The following is a 14,968-nucleotide window of genomic DNA, read 5'->3' on the forward strand; positions in this document are numbered from 1 at the left end:
GAGCCGATCCGGATCCCGCGGGATCGGCTGGATGTCCTGTCGCAGCAGACGATATCCATCGTTGCTGCGCAGGACATGGCGGTAAGCGATCTGCATAGGCTGATCGCCAGAAGCGACAGCTACAGAAGCTTCCCCGTCGGCAAGCTTCGGGGCATGCTGCAGGTGCTGGCTGGCTTTTACCCGTTCATGCGGCCGCTACTGGATTGGAACCGCGACACGGATCAGCTTGTGAAGCGGCGGAATACGATGATTGGCGCCTTGACCGGGGCTGGAACGATTCCGTCGAGCTCGGCGTACCCGGTGCATCATGTGGACAGCCGGGTTCATCTGGGCGAGCTTGACGAAGAATTTGTACAGGAGAGTCGCGTAGGAGACGTATTTCAGCTTGGAATGAACGGTTGGATGATCCGCAGAATCGATAAGGACCGGGTCTATGTATCCGAGGCGGGAAATCGCTTTAGCGAAATACCGTTTTGGCGTGCTGAAGGACTTGGGCGGACCTATTCGCTTGGCCAAAAAGTCGGGGCGTTTATCGGGGAAATCGAAGAGCGTCTTCAACGGGAAGATGAAAATCAGTTGATCAGCTGGCTTGCCGGGCAATATCGGATGGATGATTATACGGCGCAGCAGCTGCTGTCGTTAATTCGCTCCCAGTTATCCAACTGCGAGCTCCCGACAGACAAACGCATCGTCATTGAGACCTACCGCGATCTGATGAATCAGACGCATGTCATTATGCATAATCCGTTTGGCAGGCGGCTTAACCGGACCTGGCTGCTGGCGATCGAGCGGCAGTTCGAGCTGCTTCTGCCTTACCGGCTCTATGGCAATGCCAAAGACAACGGCATCGAATTCGTGCTTCCGGAATGGGATTCCTCCTGGCTGCAGACGATTTGGGGAGTTACGCCGGCTAATATTGAGCCGCTTCTTACCGAAGCGATTACAGGCTCGCCTTTGCTGGCGATAGCCTTCCGTCATATTGCCGAGACTTCTTTGCTGTTATCCCGAAGCTTCAGCAGGACGCCCCTCTGGCAGAAGCGGCTGAGGAGCGAGGAATTGCTGCGTTCCGCCTTGCCGTATGCCGAGCATTTTCCTTATTTGACGGAAGCGATGAAGGCATGTCTGCACGAGTATTTATCTTTGGAAGATTTGCGAACCTTGTTAACCGCCATTCAGGATGGCGAGATTGAGGTAGTGGTCAAGGAGACGGAATTTCCGTCCCCGATGGCGACCCAATTCCTGGCCGATTACGTAAATATGCGAATTTACGAAGGCGATGGGCTGGATCCGGCCATTCAAATGCAGTTGATGAATGTAAGCAGGGAGATGGCAGGGCGTTTGTTCGGCGAGCAGGCTATTCGCAGCGTAATTCCCGAGCAGGTGCTGGAAGCGGAGCGGCAAAGGCTCTCCGAGCCGGAGCCGGAGCTTCGTGAACCGGGCGATGTTATTCGCTTGCTGAAGCGCCGGGGCGATCTTGCACCGGACGAGCTGATCCAGCTGTCGGATACGAGACCACTGGAATGGGCGGAGCAGCTTCTGCAATCCGGAGAACTGGCCGTCTATCAGCCGTCGCCTGATACGCCGGAAGAAGAATACCGATGGATTTGCCGTGATGAACGGGAAATCTACGAAGCTTTTCCGGAGTCGGATGAAGCAGCTGCGTTTATCATCCGCCGATTTGCCGACAACCGGATCGCCTTTACCGAGCTTGAGCTATGCGAGCGTTATCCGAAGCTGTCGTTAATCGAAGCAAAGAGATTAATCGATAAACTGCGTGAGGAAGGCAGCCTCGATCAGGCGCCTTTTGCCGCATCGCCGGAGGAACGAATCTGGTCGAGCCGGCGCGCAGCTGAGCGCATGATCCGTCTATCGATCGGGGAAGCCCGCAAGCAGGTCCAGCCGGCATCACCAATTCGCTGGTGCGCGCAGATTGCGCTGCGCCAGCATGCGCTCCAAGGCGCGCAGCTTCGCGGCAGCGAAGGTCTCAAGCTTGTTATCGAGCGCCTGCAGGGCATTTTTCTGCCGCTATCTCATTGGGAGTCGGTTATTTTCCCGTCCCGCGTAACGGATTACCGGAAGGATGAGCTTGATCTTTTGTGCGCAACGGGAGAGGTCGTCTGGATCGGCAAGAAGCAGCCCGAGGAAAAGGAAGGGAAAGTAGCCTTTTTCCTGGCAGGCAGCCGTTCGATCTATGAGCCTTATCTGGCGGAGAGCAGAGAGAAAACCGCTTCGCACCCGGAGCTGCTCGAGCTGTTGAAGCGGAGCGGGGCTAGCTTCCTAACCCGGCTGGCTAGAGACACGGGAAAGCTTCCGACGGAGGTTTTAACAGCGCTATTGGAGCTCGCTTGGGAAGGTCATGCATCAAATGACCAGTTCGCCCCCCTGCGGCTATTAACGCTGAAGAAGGGCAAGGATTGGGCAAAGACCGGGTCGGGGCTTGGCAGATGGTACTGGACAGGCAGTCTGGCGGAGGCTTTCGAGGATGCAGGGAATTCCGGCCATACATCTCCGGACGCGGATCCTCCCGAGATGTATTGGATCCGCCATTTGCTGGATACGTACGGGATTGTGACCAAGGAGCTGGCTGCTTCCGTAACGCCTTACAGCTGGGATCGTCTGCAGCCGGTACTTCGAAAGCTGGAGGAATGGGGCACGTTGACGCGCGGTTTGTTTATCGACGGAGCGATAACGATGCAGTTTACGACGCCGGAGATCGCAGAGCTCATTCGGAAGCCGTTTCCTTCGGGGACCTCGGCAAAAGAATCGCTAACGCTGCTGTCTGCAGTGGATCCTGCTAATCCGTTTGGCTTGCTGATGGAGTGGCCGGGAGGTTACGATTGCTCCTTTGCCAGGAAACCGGGGCATTTCCTCGTGCTGCGGGGAGATCAATGGCTGTACTGGATGGAAAACAACGGCAAACGGATCCATACGATGGAACCGTTGGAATCAGCCAATCAACCGTCGACAGAGGAGCTGAAGCGGATGTTTATGACGCTGCTGCGCCGCCAGCATCTCTCGAAGATTGTGGTGGAGCGCTGGAACGGGGATACGGTGGCGCTGACGGATGAAGGGAAGCTGCTGAAGGAGATTGGGGCGGAGAGCGATCAGAAATCGCTTGTATTATGGCAAAGCCAATTGAAATAGATGTGCTTTCGTATACTGGAAAGGGGATCTTCGCGTGCAGCACATGACGAAATATATTAGAAAATACGGCCTGTTGTTCACCTTTTGCGTCCTGCTCGTCAGCGTTGAGGCCTTGGCGGATCTGCTTCAGCCGACCATGATGTCTCATATCGTGGACGAGGGTGTTGCGAACAAAGAGATGGATAAGGTTCTCCATTTCGGGGGTTACATGCTATTGATTACGCTGGGAGGCGCTATTGCGGCATCCGGCCGCAATATTGTCTCCAGCATCGTGTCCCAACGCTTTGGGGCAGAGCTTCGTCAGGATTTATTCGAGAAAATTCAAGGGTTAAGCTTCGAAAGCGTAGACCGCTTCGACCGTGCATCGCTGGTTACGCGGCTTACCAATGACGTGACGCAGGTCCAAAACTTCGTCAACGGCATGATGAGGATTTTTGTCAAAGCTCCCATGCTTTGCATCGGAGGGTTTATTATGGCCTTCCGGCTAAATCCGTACTTATCCATCGTTCTTATGATTGTAATTCCGATCGTCGGATTAATGATTGTGCTCAATATGAAGGTTGGTCTGCCGTTGTTCCTGAAGGTGCAGAATGCTCTGGACCGGTTAAACGGCGTTATGCGCGAATATCTGTCGGGCGTCAGAGTGGTCAAGGCCTTCAACCGGTTTGATCTCGAGGTCGATAAATTCAACGGTATTAACAAGCAATATGAGGAGCGGTCTACTTCCGCGCAAAGGGTCATGTCTGTGTTTGGGCCCGCCGTTACGCTTACGATGAACATCGGGATTGTGGCTGTTATCTGGCTCGGCGGCATCCGGGTTAATAACGGGCATACCCAGGTTGGTCATATTATCGCGTTCGTTAACTACATGACCCAAATTCTGTTCTCGCTGACAACAATGACAATGATCTTCAACATGTTCGTTCGCGCGAAGGCTTCAACAGGCCGGATTGTGCAAGTGCTGGCAGAGACTAATCCAATGACGAACCTCACCCGGCAATCTGCCGTGAAAGAGCTGAAGGGCAAGGGCGCTATCGAATTCGACAATGTCAGCTTCTCTTATGATGGTCCCGAGGGAGAGCCCGTTCTCAAATCGATCAGCTTTAGCTGCCAGCCCGGGGAGACCGTAGCCATAATCGGCTCAACCGGCTCCGGAAAAAGCACGCTGGTGAACTTGATCCCTCGGTTCTACGACGTTACGGAAGGGGAAGTCCGAATTAACGGCATCAATATTCGCGAGGCTGATACTCATGAGTTGAGAGAGAAGATTGCCATCGTTCCGCAGAAATCGGTGCTGTTCACCGGACCGGTAGTGGACAATATCCGGATCGGGAAGCAGGACGCGTCTATGGAGGAGGTCGTGGATGCGGCCAAAATGGCTTCGGCTCATTCGTTTGTCTCGGAACTTCCGGAGCAGTACAATACGATGATTGGACAAGGCGGAGTGAATTTCTCCGGCGGACAGAAGCAGCGGATCTCGATTGCGAGAGCGCTTATCCGGAAGCCGGATATTCTTATACTCGACGACTGCACAAGCGCGCTCGACAGTGCGACGGAGGCCTCTATCAAACGCGCGATCAACGAATACGCAAAGGATGTTACCTGTCTGCTCATTGCCCAGCGGATTTCCTCCGTGAAGGATGCGAGCACCATCATCGTGATGGACGACGGGGAAATCGTAGGCATGGGCAATCATGACCGTCTGATGCGGGATTGCATGGTTTATCAGGAGATCTATCGCTCCCAGATCGGCAAGGAGGTGGATAACCATGCCTCAGCCTAACGGAACCAACTCCAACAACGGAACAGCGCGTTCCGAGGTTAATGTGCCCATGGGAGGCCGCCCAGGCGGCCCCGGATTTGGCGGACGCGGCGGCCCCAAGCAAAAGCCGAAAAACTTTCGGGCGACTTTAATGCGCCTCTGGGGTTATTTGAGTGGCGAGCGCAAGCAGCTTGCCTTGGTATTCGGCTTTATTCTGATCGATTCCGCTATCATGCTTCTGGGGCCTTATTTAATCGGAGTTGCCGTCAACGCAATGGTAGGAGGCGAAGGCGCAGTTGACTTCAGTCTGCTGCATCTTGTATTGTTTGCGCTTGTCGCTTCCTATTTGGCGGATGCCTCGCTGAGCTTCCTGCAGGGCTGGATGATGGCAGGGATCTCCCAGCGGATCGTCAGCCGGCTTCGGCGCACCTTATTCGAGAAGCTGCAGCGGTTGCCGCTTGTTTATTTCGATACCCGCAGGCATGGCGAACTAATGAGCCGACTATCGAATGATATCGACAATGTCAGTACATCCGTCTCGCAGACTTCGGCGCAGCTGATGACCGGTTCAATCGCGTTGATCGGATCTTTGATCATGATGCTTGTTCTCAGTCCGCTGTTAACGCTGGCAAGCTTGATTACGGTACCGCTTGTTTTCCTGCTTGCCCGAACCATTACGAAACGAACCAGCGCCTTATTCAAAAACCAGCAAGCGCAGCTGGGGAGATTAAACGGTCAAGTCGAGGAGACGATCACCGGTTTCCAGGTTGTCAAAGCCTTTAATTATGAAGCAACTTCGATTGCCGATTTCCGCAGAGACAATGACGAGTTGTGCAAAGTAAGCACCAAGGCGCAAATCTGGTCCGGCTTTATGATGCCGCTGCTCAGTGTAATCAACAATATCGGCTTTGCGGCCGTAGCGATCGTCGGCGGGGTTATGGCCGTTCACGGCATGATCACGGTGGGAATTATCGCAAGCTTCTTGAGCTACTCCCGGCAATTTGTCCGTCCAATGATGGACTTGGCCAATACGTATAACGTCCTTCAATCGGGGATTGCAGGAGCGGAGCGGGTATTCGAAGTGCTTGACGAGAAGGAAGAAGTAGAGGATGCTCCCAATGCTGTCGAGCTTGCTTCTCCCAAAGGCGAGGTTGTGTTTGAAAACGTACAGTTCGGCTACCGCAGCGACGTGCAAATACTGAAAGGCGTCAGCTTCAAGGCGGAAGCCGGCAGCAGCACGGCCTTAGTCGGACCAACCGGAGCGGGGAAAACAACCGTTATCAATCTGCTCAGCCGCTTTTATGATGTAACGGGAGGGCGGATCCTCATTGACGGGAGGGACATCCGGGATTACACGAGAGACAGCCTTCGCCGGACCTTTGGCATTGTGCTTCAGGATACGTATTTATTTTCCGGCACGGTGAAGGAAAACCTGAAGTACGGCAAGCCGGAGGCAACCGACGAGGAAGTTCGGAGAGCGGCGCGTATGGCGGGAGCCGACGGGTTCATCAGGCGCTTGACGCAGCAGTATGATACTCCGCTTACGGAGAATGGAGGCAACCTGAGCCAAGGGCAGCGGCAGCTGCTTGCCATTGCACGGGCTATTCTCGCTGAGCCGTCCATTCTGATTCTGGATGAGGCAACCAGCAGTATCGATACCCGGACCGAGCTCCGGATTCAGGAAGCGATGCTTCAAATGATGGAGGGACGCACCAGCTTTATCATCGCCCACCGGCTGTCTACGATTCAGAACGCCGATACGATTCTCGTCATCGACAAAGGAACGATTGCCGAGCAAGGCTCCCACAGCGAACTGATGGAGAAGGAAGGCCTTTATTACGGCATGCACCGGAATTTAACGGTATAGAGGAAGGACTGGACGGATTCTGCCCGGAATCCCGTTCGGTCCTTTTTTTCTTTCCCGTCATTCTCTCATGACTATTCTATCATTTGTGCTCACTAGCAAAAATTTGATATACTAGGGCCGTTGCTATACCGCTTCCACTTGTTGGAAGAATAAGGGTAGAGCATGGGAGGTTTATGGTGATTAATCAATGGGGAATTAAATCTGCCGCCGCCGTACTGGCGCTTGCCTTGTTAACGAGCGGCGTCTCCGAAGGAAAAGCCGAATCGGCAGCAGCCGTGACGGCAACGGCGACGTCTGCCGTTCCTGCCAAGACTACGATTCTATTAGATGATGTAGAGCTGCCTTTCGATAGCCCGCCAATTATCGTAAAAGGCGTTACTTTTGTTCCGTTCCGCACTATCGGCGAAGCGCTTGGGCTACAGAAGGTCGTCTGGGACGAGAAGACGCAGACGGTCACGGCGGAAGGAATCAAGCAAGGCAAGGCGGTAAAGCTGTCCATGAAGATTGGCAGCGGAACAGCCGTTGTAAACGGGGCGAATGTAAAGCTGCCGGCAGCGCCGATGATGCGAAGTAATCGCGTGCTTATCCCGTTAAGCTTCTTCAGCACCCAATTCGGCGCTCAAGTCGGCTGGAGTCAATCAACCAATACCGTCACGATCAAATCGCCGCAAAAAGCAATGCATCTGCGTGCATTCTACGCGTTATCCTCTTTCGCGGAGCGCGATCTCGTGAATTCGGCGAACTCCGTTGCCTATGGCTGGAGCCGAATTGACCGTGACGGCAATTTTACGCTCGAAGGCTCCGAATACCGGGTCCCGGAGCCTAATGGCGATGTCACGCCGCAATCGTTAGTAAGCGATGCCGCAGACAAGTCCATTAAGCCCTACCTGATGGTCTATTCCCTCGATGGGCAAAACGAGCTCACGACAATGATGGGCAGCGAGACGCTTCGCGCCAATTCGATCAACGGCATTACAAAGGCCATATCGGATTACGGCTTTGGCGGCGTGGTTCTGGACTTTGAAGGGCTTGGCTTCCAAATGGACAAGGTTGAGCAGCAGAAGCTTCTAAATAACTATGTGAAGCAGCTGAAGGATGCGCTTCCGCAGGATGCTGCATTGTCCTTGGTTGTGCATGCGCCAAACAGCGCATATCAAGGCTATGATTACAAGACGCTGGCAAGCCTAGCGGACGACCTTGTTCTCATGGCTTACAAATACAATCCTTCAGGCACGGCATCTCAAGTACCGAATCCCAATAATAAGGTAAACGAAGCCATCCAAATGGCTTTAAAAGCAGGCGTTCCCAAATCCAAGCTTCTGCTTGGCATCGATCTAAGTGCGGAAACGCCGCAATCCATCGACGATAAGCTTGGCTTAGCCAAGCGTTACCAGTTGAAGGGAGCTGCGCTGTGGCGCTTGGGCTTGTATAGCAAATATTCGCCCGATATGATTCCGGCCATTAATAAATCCGTTATAAAAGAATAGTTTTAAGGCCAACAGCGGCAGAATGGGATATCGTTCCCAATCTGCCGCTGATTTTTTTTGGAAAAGCCCGAACCCTCTCCTATCCCTTTCATATTACTAGAGTAGCAGAGTGGAAAGGGGGGATCGACATGGGAGTGATGTTTCCGAGTGAGCTTCCTGAAATTATTGAAGCCGCAAAAAAGAAAGGCAAGCTTGTTGTGCTTAAAACGGTTTCCGGTGAAGAAATTGTAGGACGGGTAGTAGCGGTGAAAAAAGGAGTCGTTGTCCTTAAAGCGTTCAACGCGAAGATTTATGTGGCATTGAACAAAATTATAGCCGTAATTGTCCGCTAAGGACAACAAAAAACCGCGAAAAATTCCGCGGTTTTTTGTGTTAGCAAGCCGGATACGGCAATATATCGTTAATATCATTAAAGCTGTAATGGAAAGTAGCGAACTGCGTGGCGTACATATATTGCATGATGTAAACCTGGCCGCCTTGCACGTTGCAAATGACCCCGGATACGCCTTGACCGTTGCGGAGAGAGATGCCGACCGGGCGTCCGATCAGCATCATTGCTTTTTGCTGAATGGACATTTGACCCTGCATAAACATAATCCAATCAACCTTCTGATTGATTTTAATGGTATAATGGTGGGTAGACGATTAGCAACGCGAGAGAATGGAGCTTGGAAGAATGAAGAGATTCAAGAAATTTTATATCGAGATTACGAGCATTTGTAACCTGGCGTGCTCCTTCTGTCCACCAACCGAACGCGCAAAAGGTTTTATAAGCATAGAGGACTTTACGGAGCGGCTGGATCAGATCAAACCGTTTACGGACTATATTTATTTTCATTTGAAGGGCGAGCCGCTCCTCCATCCTAAGATTGACCAGCTGCTGGATATCAGTCACGAGAAGGGCTTTAAGGTTAATATTACGACGAACGGAACGCTGCTTCAGAAAAATAAACATAAGCTGCTGTCCAAGCCGGCGCTCCGGCAGATGAACTTCTCGCTTCACAGCTTTGACGGCCATGCCGGCTCCAAGGACAAGGAAGGGTATATCAGCGGTGTGCTTTCTTTCGTCCGCGAAGCCATGGAACAGACGAACATGATTACTTCGTTCCGCTTGTGGAATTTGACGCAGGATAATATGACGAATGCGGAGAGACAGCGGAACCGTGAGATTTTGTCGATGATTGAGAACGAGTTCGAGTTGGATTATCTTATCGAAGAAAAGGTTATGCCAGGAAGCGGAGTCAAAATCGCCGATCGTGTCTATCTGAATCAAGACTATGAGTTCGAATGGCCGGACCTGAGGGCGAAGGAGGACGACGGCAAAGGCTTCTGCTACGGAATGCGGAATCAGGCAGGCATACTTATTGACGGTACCGTAGTGCCATGCTGCCTCGACGGCGAGGGTGTTATCAATCTCGGCAATATGAATGAGCAGAGGTTCTCGGATATTATCGAGGGCGAGCGAGCGACAAATCTCATTGACGGCTTCTCGAGACGGGAAGCGGTTGAAGAGCTTTGCCGCAAATGCGGCTACCGCCAGCGCTTCGGCAAATAAGGGAATTAGACATACGGACAGCCGTGAACGTTATACGTTTACGGCTGTTTTATGTTTATCTTAGCCGATCGCGAACAGGATCAGTGATCGTACGCAATTTCTATCATCCGCTTCATCATCCTATGAAGATAGACGCCTAAAGGTGCTCAGTGCCACATTTCTTTGAAATAACGCCGCGCGTGCTGCGCGGAATAAATGCCCGGCGCTCCCGAGCACAGATAAGCGATTGCACAGCCGATCAGCATATAGAGCCAGCCGTAGCCTTGCATGCCAAACAGCTCCAGGCCAAGAATAAAGCTGGCAAGCGGAGTGTTCGTTGCCCCGCTGAAGATCGAGATTAAGCCGATTCCGGCAAGCAGGGGAACCGATACGGCAAGCAGGTTGGCAAGCGCGCTGCCAAGCGTCGAGCCAATCACGAATAACGGCGTAACCTCGCCGCCCTGGAATCCGGATCCAAGGGTAATGGAAGTGAAAATCGTTTTCCACAAGAAGGCTAGCGGAGCTGCGGGTTCCTCGAAAGAATGCTGCAATAATGGAAGACCAAGGCCTAAATAATTCCGGGAGCCAACGAGATAGACCAACCCGATAACGATTAGGCCGCCAACAAAGCTTTTGATCACGGGATTCGGGAGCAGCTTCGTGAACCAGGCCTTAAGCTTATGGGTTAACGTGACGAACAAGAGGGCAGCAAGCCCGAATAATACGGCGGCCGCGGCTATTTTGACTAGAAGAATAACGCTTAGCGGAGGGACTGTCCCCATCGAATAATGAAGATGGTGTACGCCCCAGGCTAACGTCGCGTAATGGCCCACGTAGCTGGCAAGGAAAATTGGCAGGATGGACTCGAGTGAAATGGCGCCAAGCGCGGCTACCTCAAGGGCAAATATAGCACCGGCAGCAGGGGTGCCAAAGACCGAGCCAAATCCGCTGCTGATTCCGCATAGCAGGATGATTTTGCGTTCGGCGCCGCTAAGCTTGAAGCGCTTGCTGATCATTTCCGCCAAGCTGCCGCCCATTTGAACCGCTGTTCCTTCCCGGCCCGCAGAGCCGCTGAACAGATGGGTAACAATCGTACCGAATAGGACAAGCGGCGCCATGCGCAGAGGAACAGCCGTCTCTCCGCCATAGATCCGGTCAAGCAGCAGATTATTGCCTTTTGCTGCATCCTTTCCGTAAAGCATATAAAGCCAGCTGACCAGTGCTCCGCCTAGTGGAAGCAGCCATAGCAGCCAAGCATGCGACATGGATGTTTCCGTTGCCCATTCCAGGCTTGTCAGGAACAGGGCGGATGCCGATCCGGCACAAATGCCGACGACAGCCGCAACGGCCAGCCGGACTAGGGATGTTTTCATAACAATAGCCATAAACCCAATTAGCTCCTAACTGAAAAAAATCGCTCGAACAATTATTTAATTACTATCGTACATTTTGAAAATTACGTCAATAACCGGCAGAAGTGGTACACTAGAAGCAGATAAGTATAGGCGAAAAGGAGTCAGCGCTGCAAATGCTGTTTACGACCTTGAATGAGCTCGACAATACCCTGTGGCCGCTTGCGAGGAAGCTGTACGAGCAGTCCTTTCCGAAGGAAGGGCGGAAGCCCGATGCGATCATTAACGGGATGTTCCGGAAAATGCCTTGTTTTCTCCATACGCTCTCCGATGTGGACAAGGTCGAAGCAATGGCGATATCCGGTCTGACGGGCGGAGGAAAAATACTGCTTATCGATTATATCGCGGTTTCCGGGCGGCGCAGAGGACAGGGAGTCGGCTCTCAACTGATCGAAGCCATTGCGGAATGGGCGCAAAAGGTGATGCTGCTTGATGGACTGCTTATCGAGGTGGAGTCGGAGCATACGCCAACAAATGAGCGTCGCATCCGGTTCTGGGAGCGGAACGGGTTCACGATTACCGATTACGAGCATCCTTATATCTGGGTGCCGGAGCCTTACCGGGCGATGTACAAACAGCTTAGTCAGGAAGACGCCTGGCTTAGTGACGGGAGCGGGAAAAAGCTGTTCCGTTACATAACGTCCTTTCACGAAAAGGCATATTCCAAGAAATAGGCAGGAGGAGATTGCGAAATGGAAAATCAGTTAAATAAAACATTAAACCGGAGATATATTTTACGCTTTCTGGAGGAGCTTCTTCAGATTCCGAGCCCTAGCGGCTATTGCATGAACATTATGAACCGACTCGAGGAGGAAGCGGCGAAGCTTGGTTATACGATGGAGCGCACGCCTAAGGGGAACGGAATGATCACGATTGCGGGCAGCGGCGATTCGGCTGATGCGATTGCCTATACCGCCCATGTCGATACGCTTGGCGCTATGGTCCGTTCCGTTAAACCAAACGGCATGCTGCGCATTACTCCCATTGGCGGCTACAACATGGAGACGATTGAAGGTGAATATTGCCTGATTCATACCAGGGACGGAAGGCAGTACGAGGGCACGGTTTTGTCTACCAAAACCTCCGTTCATGTCTATTCGGACGCAAGGGAATGGAAGCGGGACGAAGCCAACATGGAGATCCGAATCGACGAAAATACGTCCAGCAAGGCGGAAACGGAGTCTCTTGGCATCGCGGTAGGCGATATCGTGTCGTGGGATCCTAGAGTGCGGATTACGCCGCAAGGCTGGGTGAAATCCCGGCATCTGGACGACAAAGCAAGCGTTGCGGCGTTGTTTGGTCTTCTGGAATGGATGAAGCGGGCCGATAAAAAGCCGGAGCGGACGCTCAAGCTTATTTTCTCCACTTACGAAGAGGTAGGACACGGCAATTCTTATATGCCGGCCGACATTACGGAGCTAATCGCGGTTGACATGGGGGCGATTGGCGACGATTTATCCACGACGGAGCGCGATGTATCGATCTGCGCCAAGGATTCTTCCGGACCGTACGATTACGAGATGACTTCGAGACTGATCGAGCTTGCGAAGCAGCATCAGCTGCCTTATGCCGTCGATATTTATCCGCATTACGGCTCCGACGCTTCTGCTGCGCTGCGGGGAGGAAGCAACATTCGCGCTGCATTAATCGGACCCGGCGTTCACGCCTCGCATGCGATGGAACGGACTCACGCCGATGCGATCGTAAATACCGCAGCTCTGCTGCTTGCGTACCTGGGATTATCCGTTTCCTAACGGATGATTTATTACTTCTTCGCGCTGCTGACAGCCGCGGTCATCTTGCTGGTGAACAATCCCCGCAGCGAGATGAACCGCTGGGCGGCTTTTTTCCTCGGAGCGGCCGCGATAGGCGGCTTGACGGATGTATTGGTCCTCTATGGCTATGAGGAATGGGCGAACATCGAGCAGCTGCTGAACCATACGTTATCGCCTTACGGCATTCTTGTGTTTAGCATCGTTTATTCCGAGCTTGTACCGGTAAAAAGAGTAAGGCTGTATTGGAAGCTGGCTCTGCTTGTTCTTCCTGCGTGGATGATGCTGACGACGCCGCTAATGCCCGAAATTCGGATGAATTACCGATTCTTGCTAGGTTGGGCAGCCTTTTATTACATCGCTGCCTGTCTATTGCTTATCGTCTCCTTATGGAGGGAGACGAACCGCCGCAAGAGACGGAACCGTTTTATCGCAACTGTTATTATCGTGCCGACTATTCTGGCGGTGCTGCTCTTTATTAACATAGCGGCAGTTGTCGCTCCGGATTTGGAAGCATTCCGTTACGTGTCCTTGTTCATTATTTATTCGTTATCCGTTGCATTGATTTGCACGTTTATTTACGGCGTGCTGGGCGTAAGGCTGCGTTTTGAGAAGGATCCGCTCGAAGGGACGATGAAGGCGGTCAGCTCAGGGGCGGTGCAGCTCAATCATTCCATCAAAAACGAAATCGGTAAAATTGCCCTCAGCTCGGATAACCTGAAGCGGGAATTGGCAGACCGGTCGCCGGATTCGTTATCTCATCTTGCCATCATAACGTCAGCCTCGGAGCATATGCTGGGCATGGTGAACCGGATTCACAGCCAGATGCGGGACATCGTGCTTGTTGAGAAGCCTTTCAAGCTTGACGATCTTGTGCAAAGCTGTTTGGCTAAACATAAGGGGCTGTTTGAGCAGAAGGAAATCCATGTTCGGGAAGATTATGACTGCCGGCCAATCGCGATTGGAGATCCCGTTCATTTATCGGAGGCGATCGGCAACGCATTGATTAACGCGGCTGAAGCCATGGACGCCGGCGGGTCATTAGCGATACGCTTGGACCGAGAAAAAAAGTCCGTGCGGTTAACCATCAAAGATGATGGAAAAGGGATACCGGCCGATCAGCTGGAGCGTGTATTCGAACCGTTTTTCAGCACGAAAAACCGCTCGAGCAACTTTGGACTAGGTTTGTCTTACGTCTACAATGTGATGAAAAAGAGCGGAGGCTCTGTTGACGTGTTAAGCAGGGAGAATGAAGGGACGACCGTTATTTTGCATTTTGCCGCTAAGAACATCCGCTTCGGCTGACAGGAGGAGCCCATCATGGCAACGATTAGAATCTTTCTCGTCGAGGATGATCCGGATTGGATCCGGGCAATGACCGCTTATTTGAACAGCGAGCCCGATCTGGAGGTTGCCGGTTTCGCCACTTCTTCCCGGGAAGCGATTGAAAAGGCACGGCAGCTTGACTTCGATGTCGTTCTGCTGGATATCCAGCTGACGGACTACGAGGAAGAAGGCATTCATACCGCTATCGAGCTTCATGATATTCATCCGGCTAAGATCATCATGCTGACGTCGATGAAGGACGAATCCATCATCATGCAGGCTTTTACGGCGGGGGCGGTTAATTACGTGGAGAAGACGAATTACAAGGAGCTTCCCCATGTCATAAGGAACGCGCATCAGCATCCGCGTGCAATGGATGCCTTGCTTAAGGATTACGCCAGGCTGAAACGGGAGGAGCAGCTGAGGCAGCTGACTGCCGCGGAGCGCGAGGTGTTTGAGCTGATCGAGCAGGGTTATACGCAGCCGCAGATGGAGAAGAAGCTGTACAAGACGGAGAGCACCCTGAAGAATCAGGTGAACAAAATGCTTAAAAAGCTGGGGGTAACAAGCCGCAAGGAAGCCGTGGAAAAGGTGCGGCGCAAAGGCTTGCTTCCGCCCAAATAACGCAATAAGGCAAGGACGCTGCTTTTGAAAAGCAGCGTCC

The 14,968-nt window shown here is 52.6% G+C and carries 12 protein-coding genes; 10 read left to right on the forward strand and 2 right to left on the reverse strand.

All coding sequences use genetic code 11. The features are described from left to right. The 5 genes from PGL01S_RS21655 to PGL01S_RS21675 all read left to right on the forward strand — a co-directional run. Positions 1-3,144, forward strand: a 3,144-nt coding sequence (locus tag PGL01S_RS21655; protein WP_127496655.1) for an Lhr family ATP-dependent helicase, incomplete at its 5' end; no start/stop codon positions are given. A gap of 34 nt (positions 3,145-3,178) precedes the next feature. Further along, on the forward strand, positions 3,179-4,927 hold the full coding sequence (locus PGL01S_RS21660; RefSeq protein ID WP_127496656.1) for an ABC transporter ATP-binding protein: 1,749 nt from the start codon (positions 3,179-3,181) through the stop codon (positions 4,925-4,927). Between the two features lie 49 nt (positions 4,928-4,976). Beyond that, the gene (locus tag PGL01S_RS21665) at positions 4,977-6,773 is read left to right on the forward strand and encodes an ABC transporter ATP-binding protein (protein ID WP_127496729.1); all 1,797 of its coding nucleotides are present in this window, start codon (positions 4,977-4,979) and stop codon (positions 6,771-6,773) included. 173 nt (positions 6,774-6,946) lie between these two features. Beyond that, positions 6,947-8,260, forward strand: a complete 1,314-nt coding sequence (locus PGL01S_RS21670) for a stalk domain-containing protein (RefSeq protein WP_127496657.1) — start codon at positions 6,947-6,949, stop codon at positions 8,258-8,260. Positions 8,261-8,388: 128 nt separating this feature from the next. Continuing rightward, complete coding sequence (locus tag PGL01S_RS21675) at positions 8,389-8,592, forward strand: hypothetical protein (RefSeq protein WP_127496658.1); 204 nt, start codon at positions 8,389-8,391, stop codon at positions 8,590-8,592. Positions 8,593-8,632: 40 nt separating this feature from the next. Here PGL01S_RS21675 and PGL01S_RS21680 read toward each other — a convergent pair whose 3' ends face one another. Beyond that, positions 8,633-8,836 (reverse strand): hypothetical protein, encoded by a 204-nt coding sequence (locus PGL01S_RS21680; RefSeq protein ID WP_127496730.1) that lies wholly within the window; start codon positions 8,834-8,836, stop codon positions 8,633-8,635. 100 nt (positions 8,837-8,936) lie between these two features. Here PGL01S_RS21680 and PGL01S_RS21685 point away from each other — a divergent pair, with 100 nt between their 5' ends. After that, entirely contained in the window at positions 8,937-9,815 is an 879-nt protein-coding gene (locus tag PGL01S_RS21685; RefSeq protein ID WP_127496659.1) for a radical SAM/SPASM domain-containing protein, read from the forward strand. Positions 9,816-9,961: 146 nt separating this feature from the next. Here PGL01S_RS21685 and PGL01S_RS21690 read toward each other — a convergent pair whose 3' ends face one another. Continuing rightward, positions 9,962-11,179, reverse strand: a complete 1,218-nt coding sequence (locus PGL01S_RS21690; RefSeq protein WP_127496660.1) for a chloride channel protein — start codon at positions 11,177-11,179, stop codon at positions 9,962-9,964. Positions 11,180-11,322: 143 nt separating this feature from the next. On the opposite strand from PGL01S_RS21690, the gene PGL01S_RS21695 reads away from it, so the two are divergent. The 4 genes from PGL01S_RS21695 to PGL01S_RS21710 are packed head-to-tail and all read left to right on the forward strand — an operon-like array spanning position 11,323 to position 14,928. Then, complete coding sequence (locus tag PGL01S_RS21695) at positions 11,323-11,880, forward strand: GNAT family N-acetyltransferase (protein ID WP_127496661.1); 558 nt, start codon at positions 11,323-11,325, stop codon at positions 11,878-11,880. 18 nt (positions 11,881-11,898) lie between these two features. Further along, a complete protein-coding gene (locus PGL01S_RS21700) occupies positions 11,899-12,960 on the forward strand; it encodes a M42 family metallopeptidase (protein ID WP_127496662.1) in 1,062 nt (353 codons plus the stop codon). Positions 12,961-12,963: 3 nt separating this feature from the next. Further along, a complete protein-coding gene (locus PGL01S_RS21705; protein WP_127496663.1) occupies positions 12,964-14,283 on the forward strand; it encodes a sensor histidine kinase in 1,320 nt (439 codons plus the stop codon). Between the two features lie 15 nt (positions 14,284-14,298). Further along, a complete protein-coding gene (locus PGL01S_RS21710; protein WP_127496664.1) occupies positions 14,299-14,928 on the forward strand; it encodes a response regulator transcription factor in 630 nt (209 codons plus the stop codon). Positions 14,929-14,968 lie beyond the last annotated feature (40 nt).

The sequence above is a fragment of the Paenibacillus glycanilyticus NBRC 16618 genome, assembly GCF_004000805.1.
In the GTDB taxonomy this organism is placed as follows: domain Bacteria; phylum Bacillota; class Bacilli; order Paenibacillales; family Paenibacillaceae; genus Pristimantibacillus; species Pristimantibacillus glycanilyticus.

Bases quoted from the DNA above. Each gene is read 5' to 3' on its own strand.
- PGL01S_RS21710 (WP_127496664.1), top strand. From the start codon at position 14,299: ATGGCAACGATTAGAATCTTTCTCGTCGAGGATGATCCGGATTGGATC.
- PGL01S_RS21695 (WP_127496661.1), top strand. From the start codon at position 11,323: ATGCTGTTTACGACCTTGAATGAGCTCGACAATACCCTGTGGCCGCTT.
- PGL01S_RS21690 (WP_127496660.1), bottom strand. From the start codon at position 11,179: ATGGCTATTGTTATGAAAACATCCCTAGTCCGGCTGGCCGTTGCGGCT.
- PGL01S_RS21670 (WP_127496657.1), top strand. From the start codon at position 6,947: ATGGTGATTAATCAATGGGGAATTAAATCTGCCGCCGCCGTACTGGCG.
- PGL01S_RS21685 (WP_127496659.1), top strand. From the start codon at position 8,937: ATGAAGAGATTCAAGAAATTTTATATCGAGATTACGAGCATTTGTAAC.
- PGL01S_RS21665 (WP_127496729.1), top strand. From the start codon at position 4,977: ATGGGAGGCCGCCCAGGCGGCCCCGGATTTGGCGGACGCGGCGGCCCC.
- PGL01S_RS21700 (WP_127496662.1), top strand. From the start codon at position 11,899: ATGGAAAATCAGTTAAATAAAACATTAAACCGGAGATATATTTTACGC.
- PGL01S_RS21675 (WP_127496658.1), top strand. From the start codon at position 8,389: ATGGGAGTGATGTTTCCGAGTGAGCTTCCTGAAATTATTGAAGCCGCA.
- PGL01S_RS21705 (WP_127496663.1), top strand. From the start codon at position 12,964: ATGATTTATTACTTCTTCGCGCTGCTGACAGCCGCGGTCATCTTGCTG.
- PGL01S_RS21680 (WP_127496730.1), bottom strand. From the start codon at position 8,836: ATGTCCATTCAGCAAAAAGCAATGATGCTGATCGGACGCCCGGTCGGC.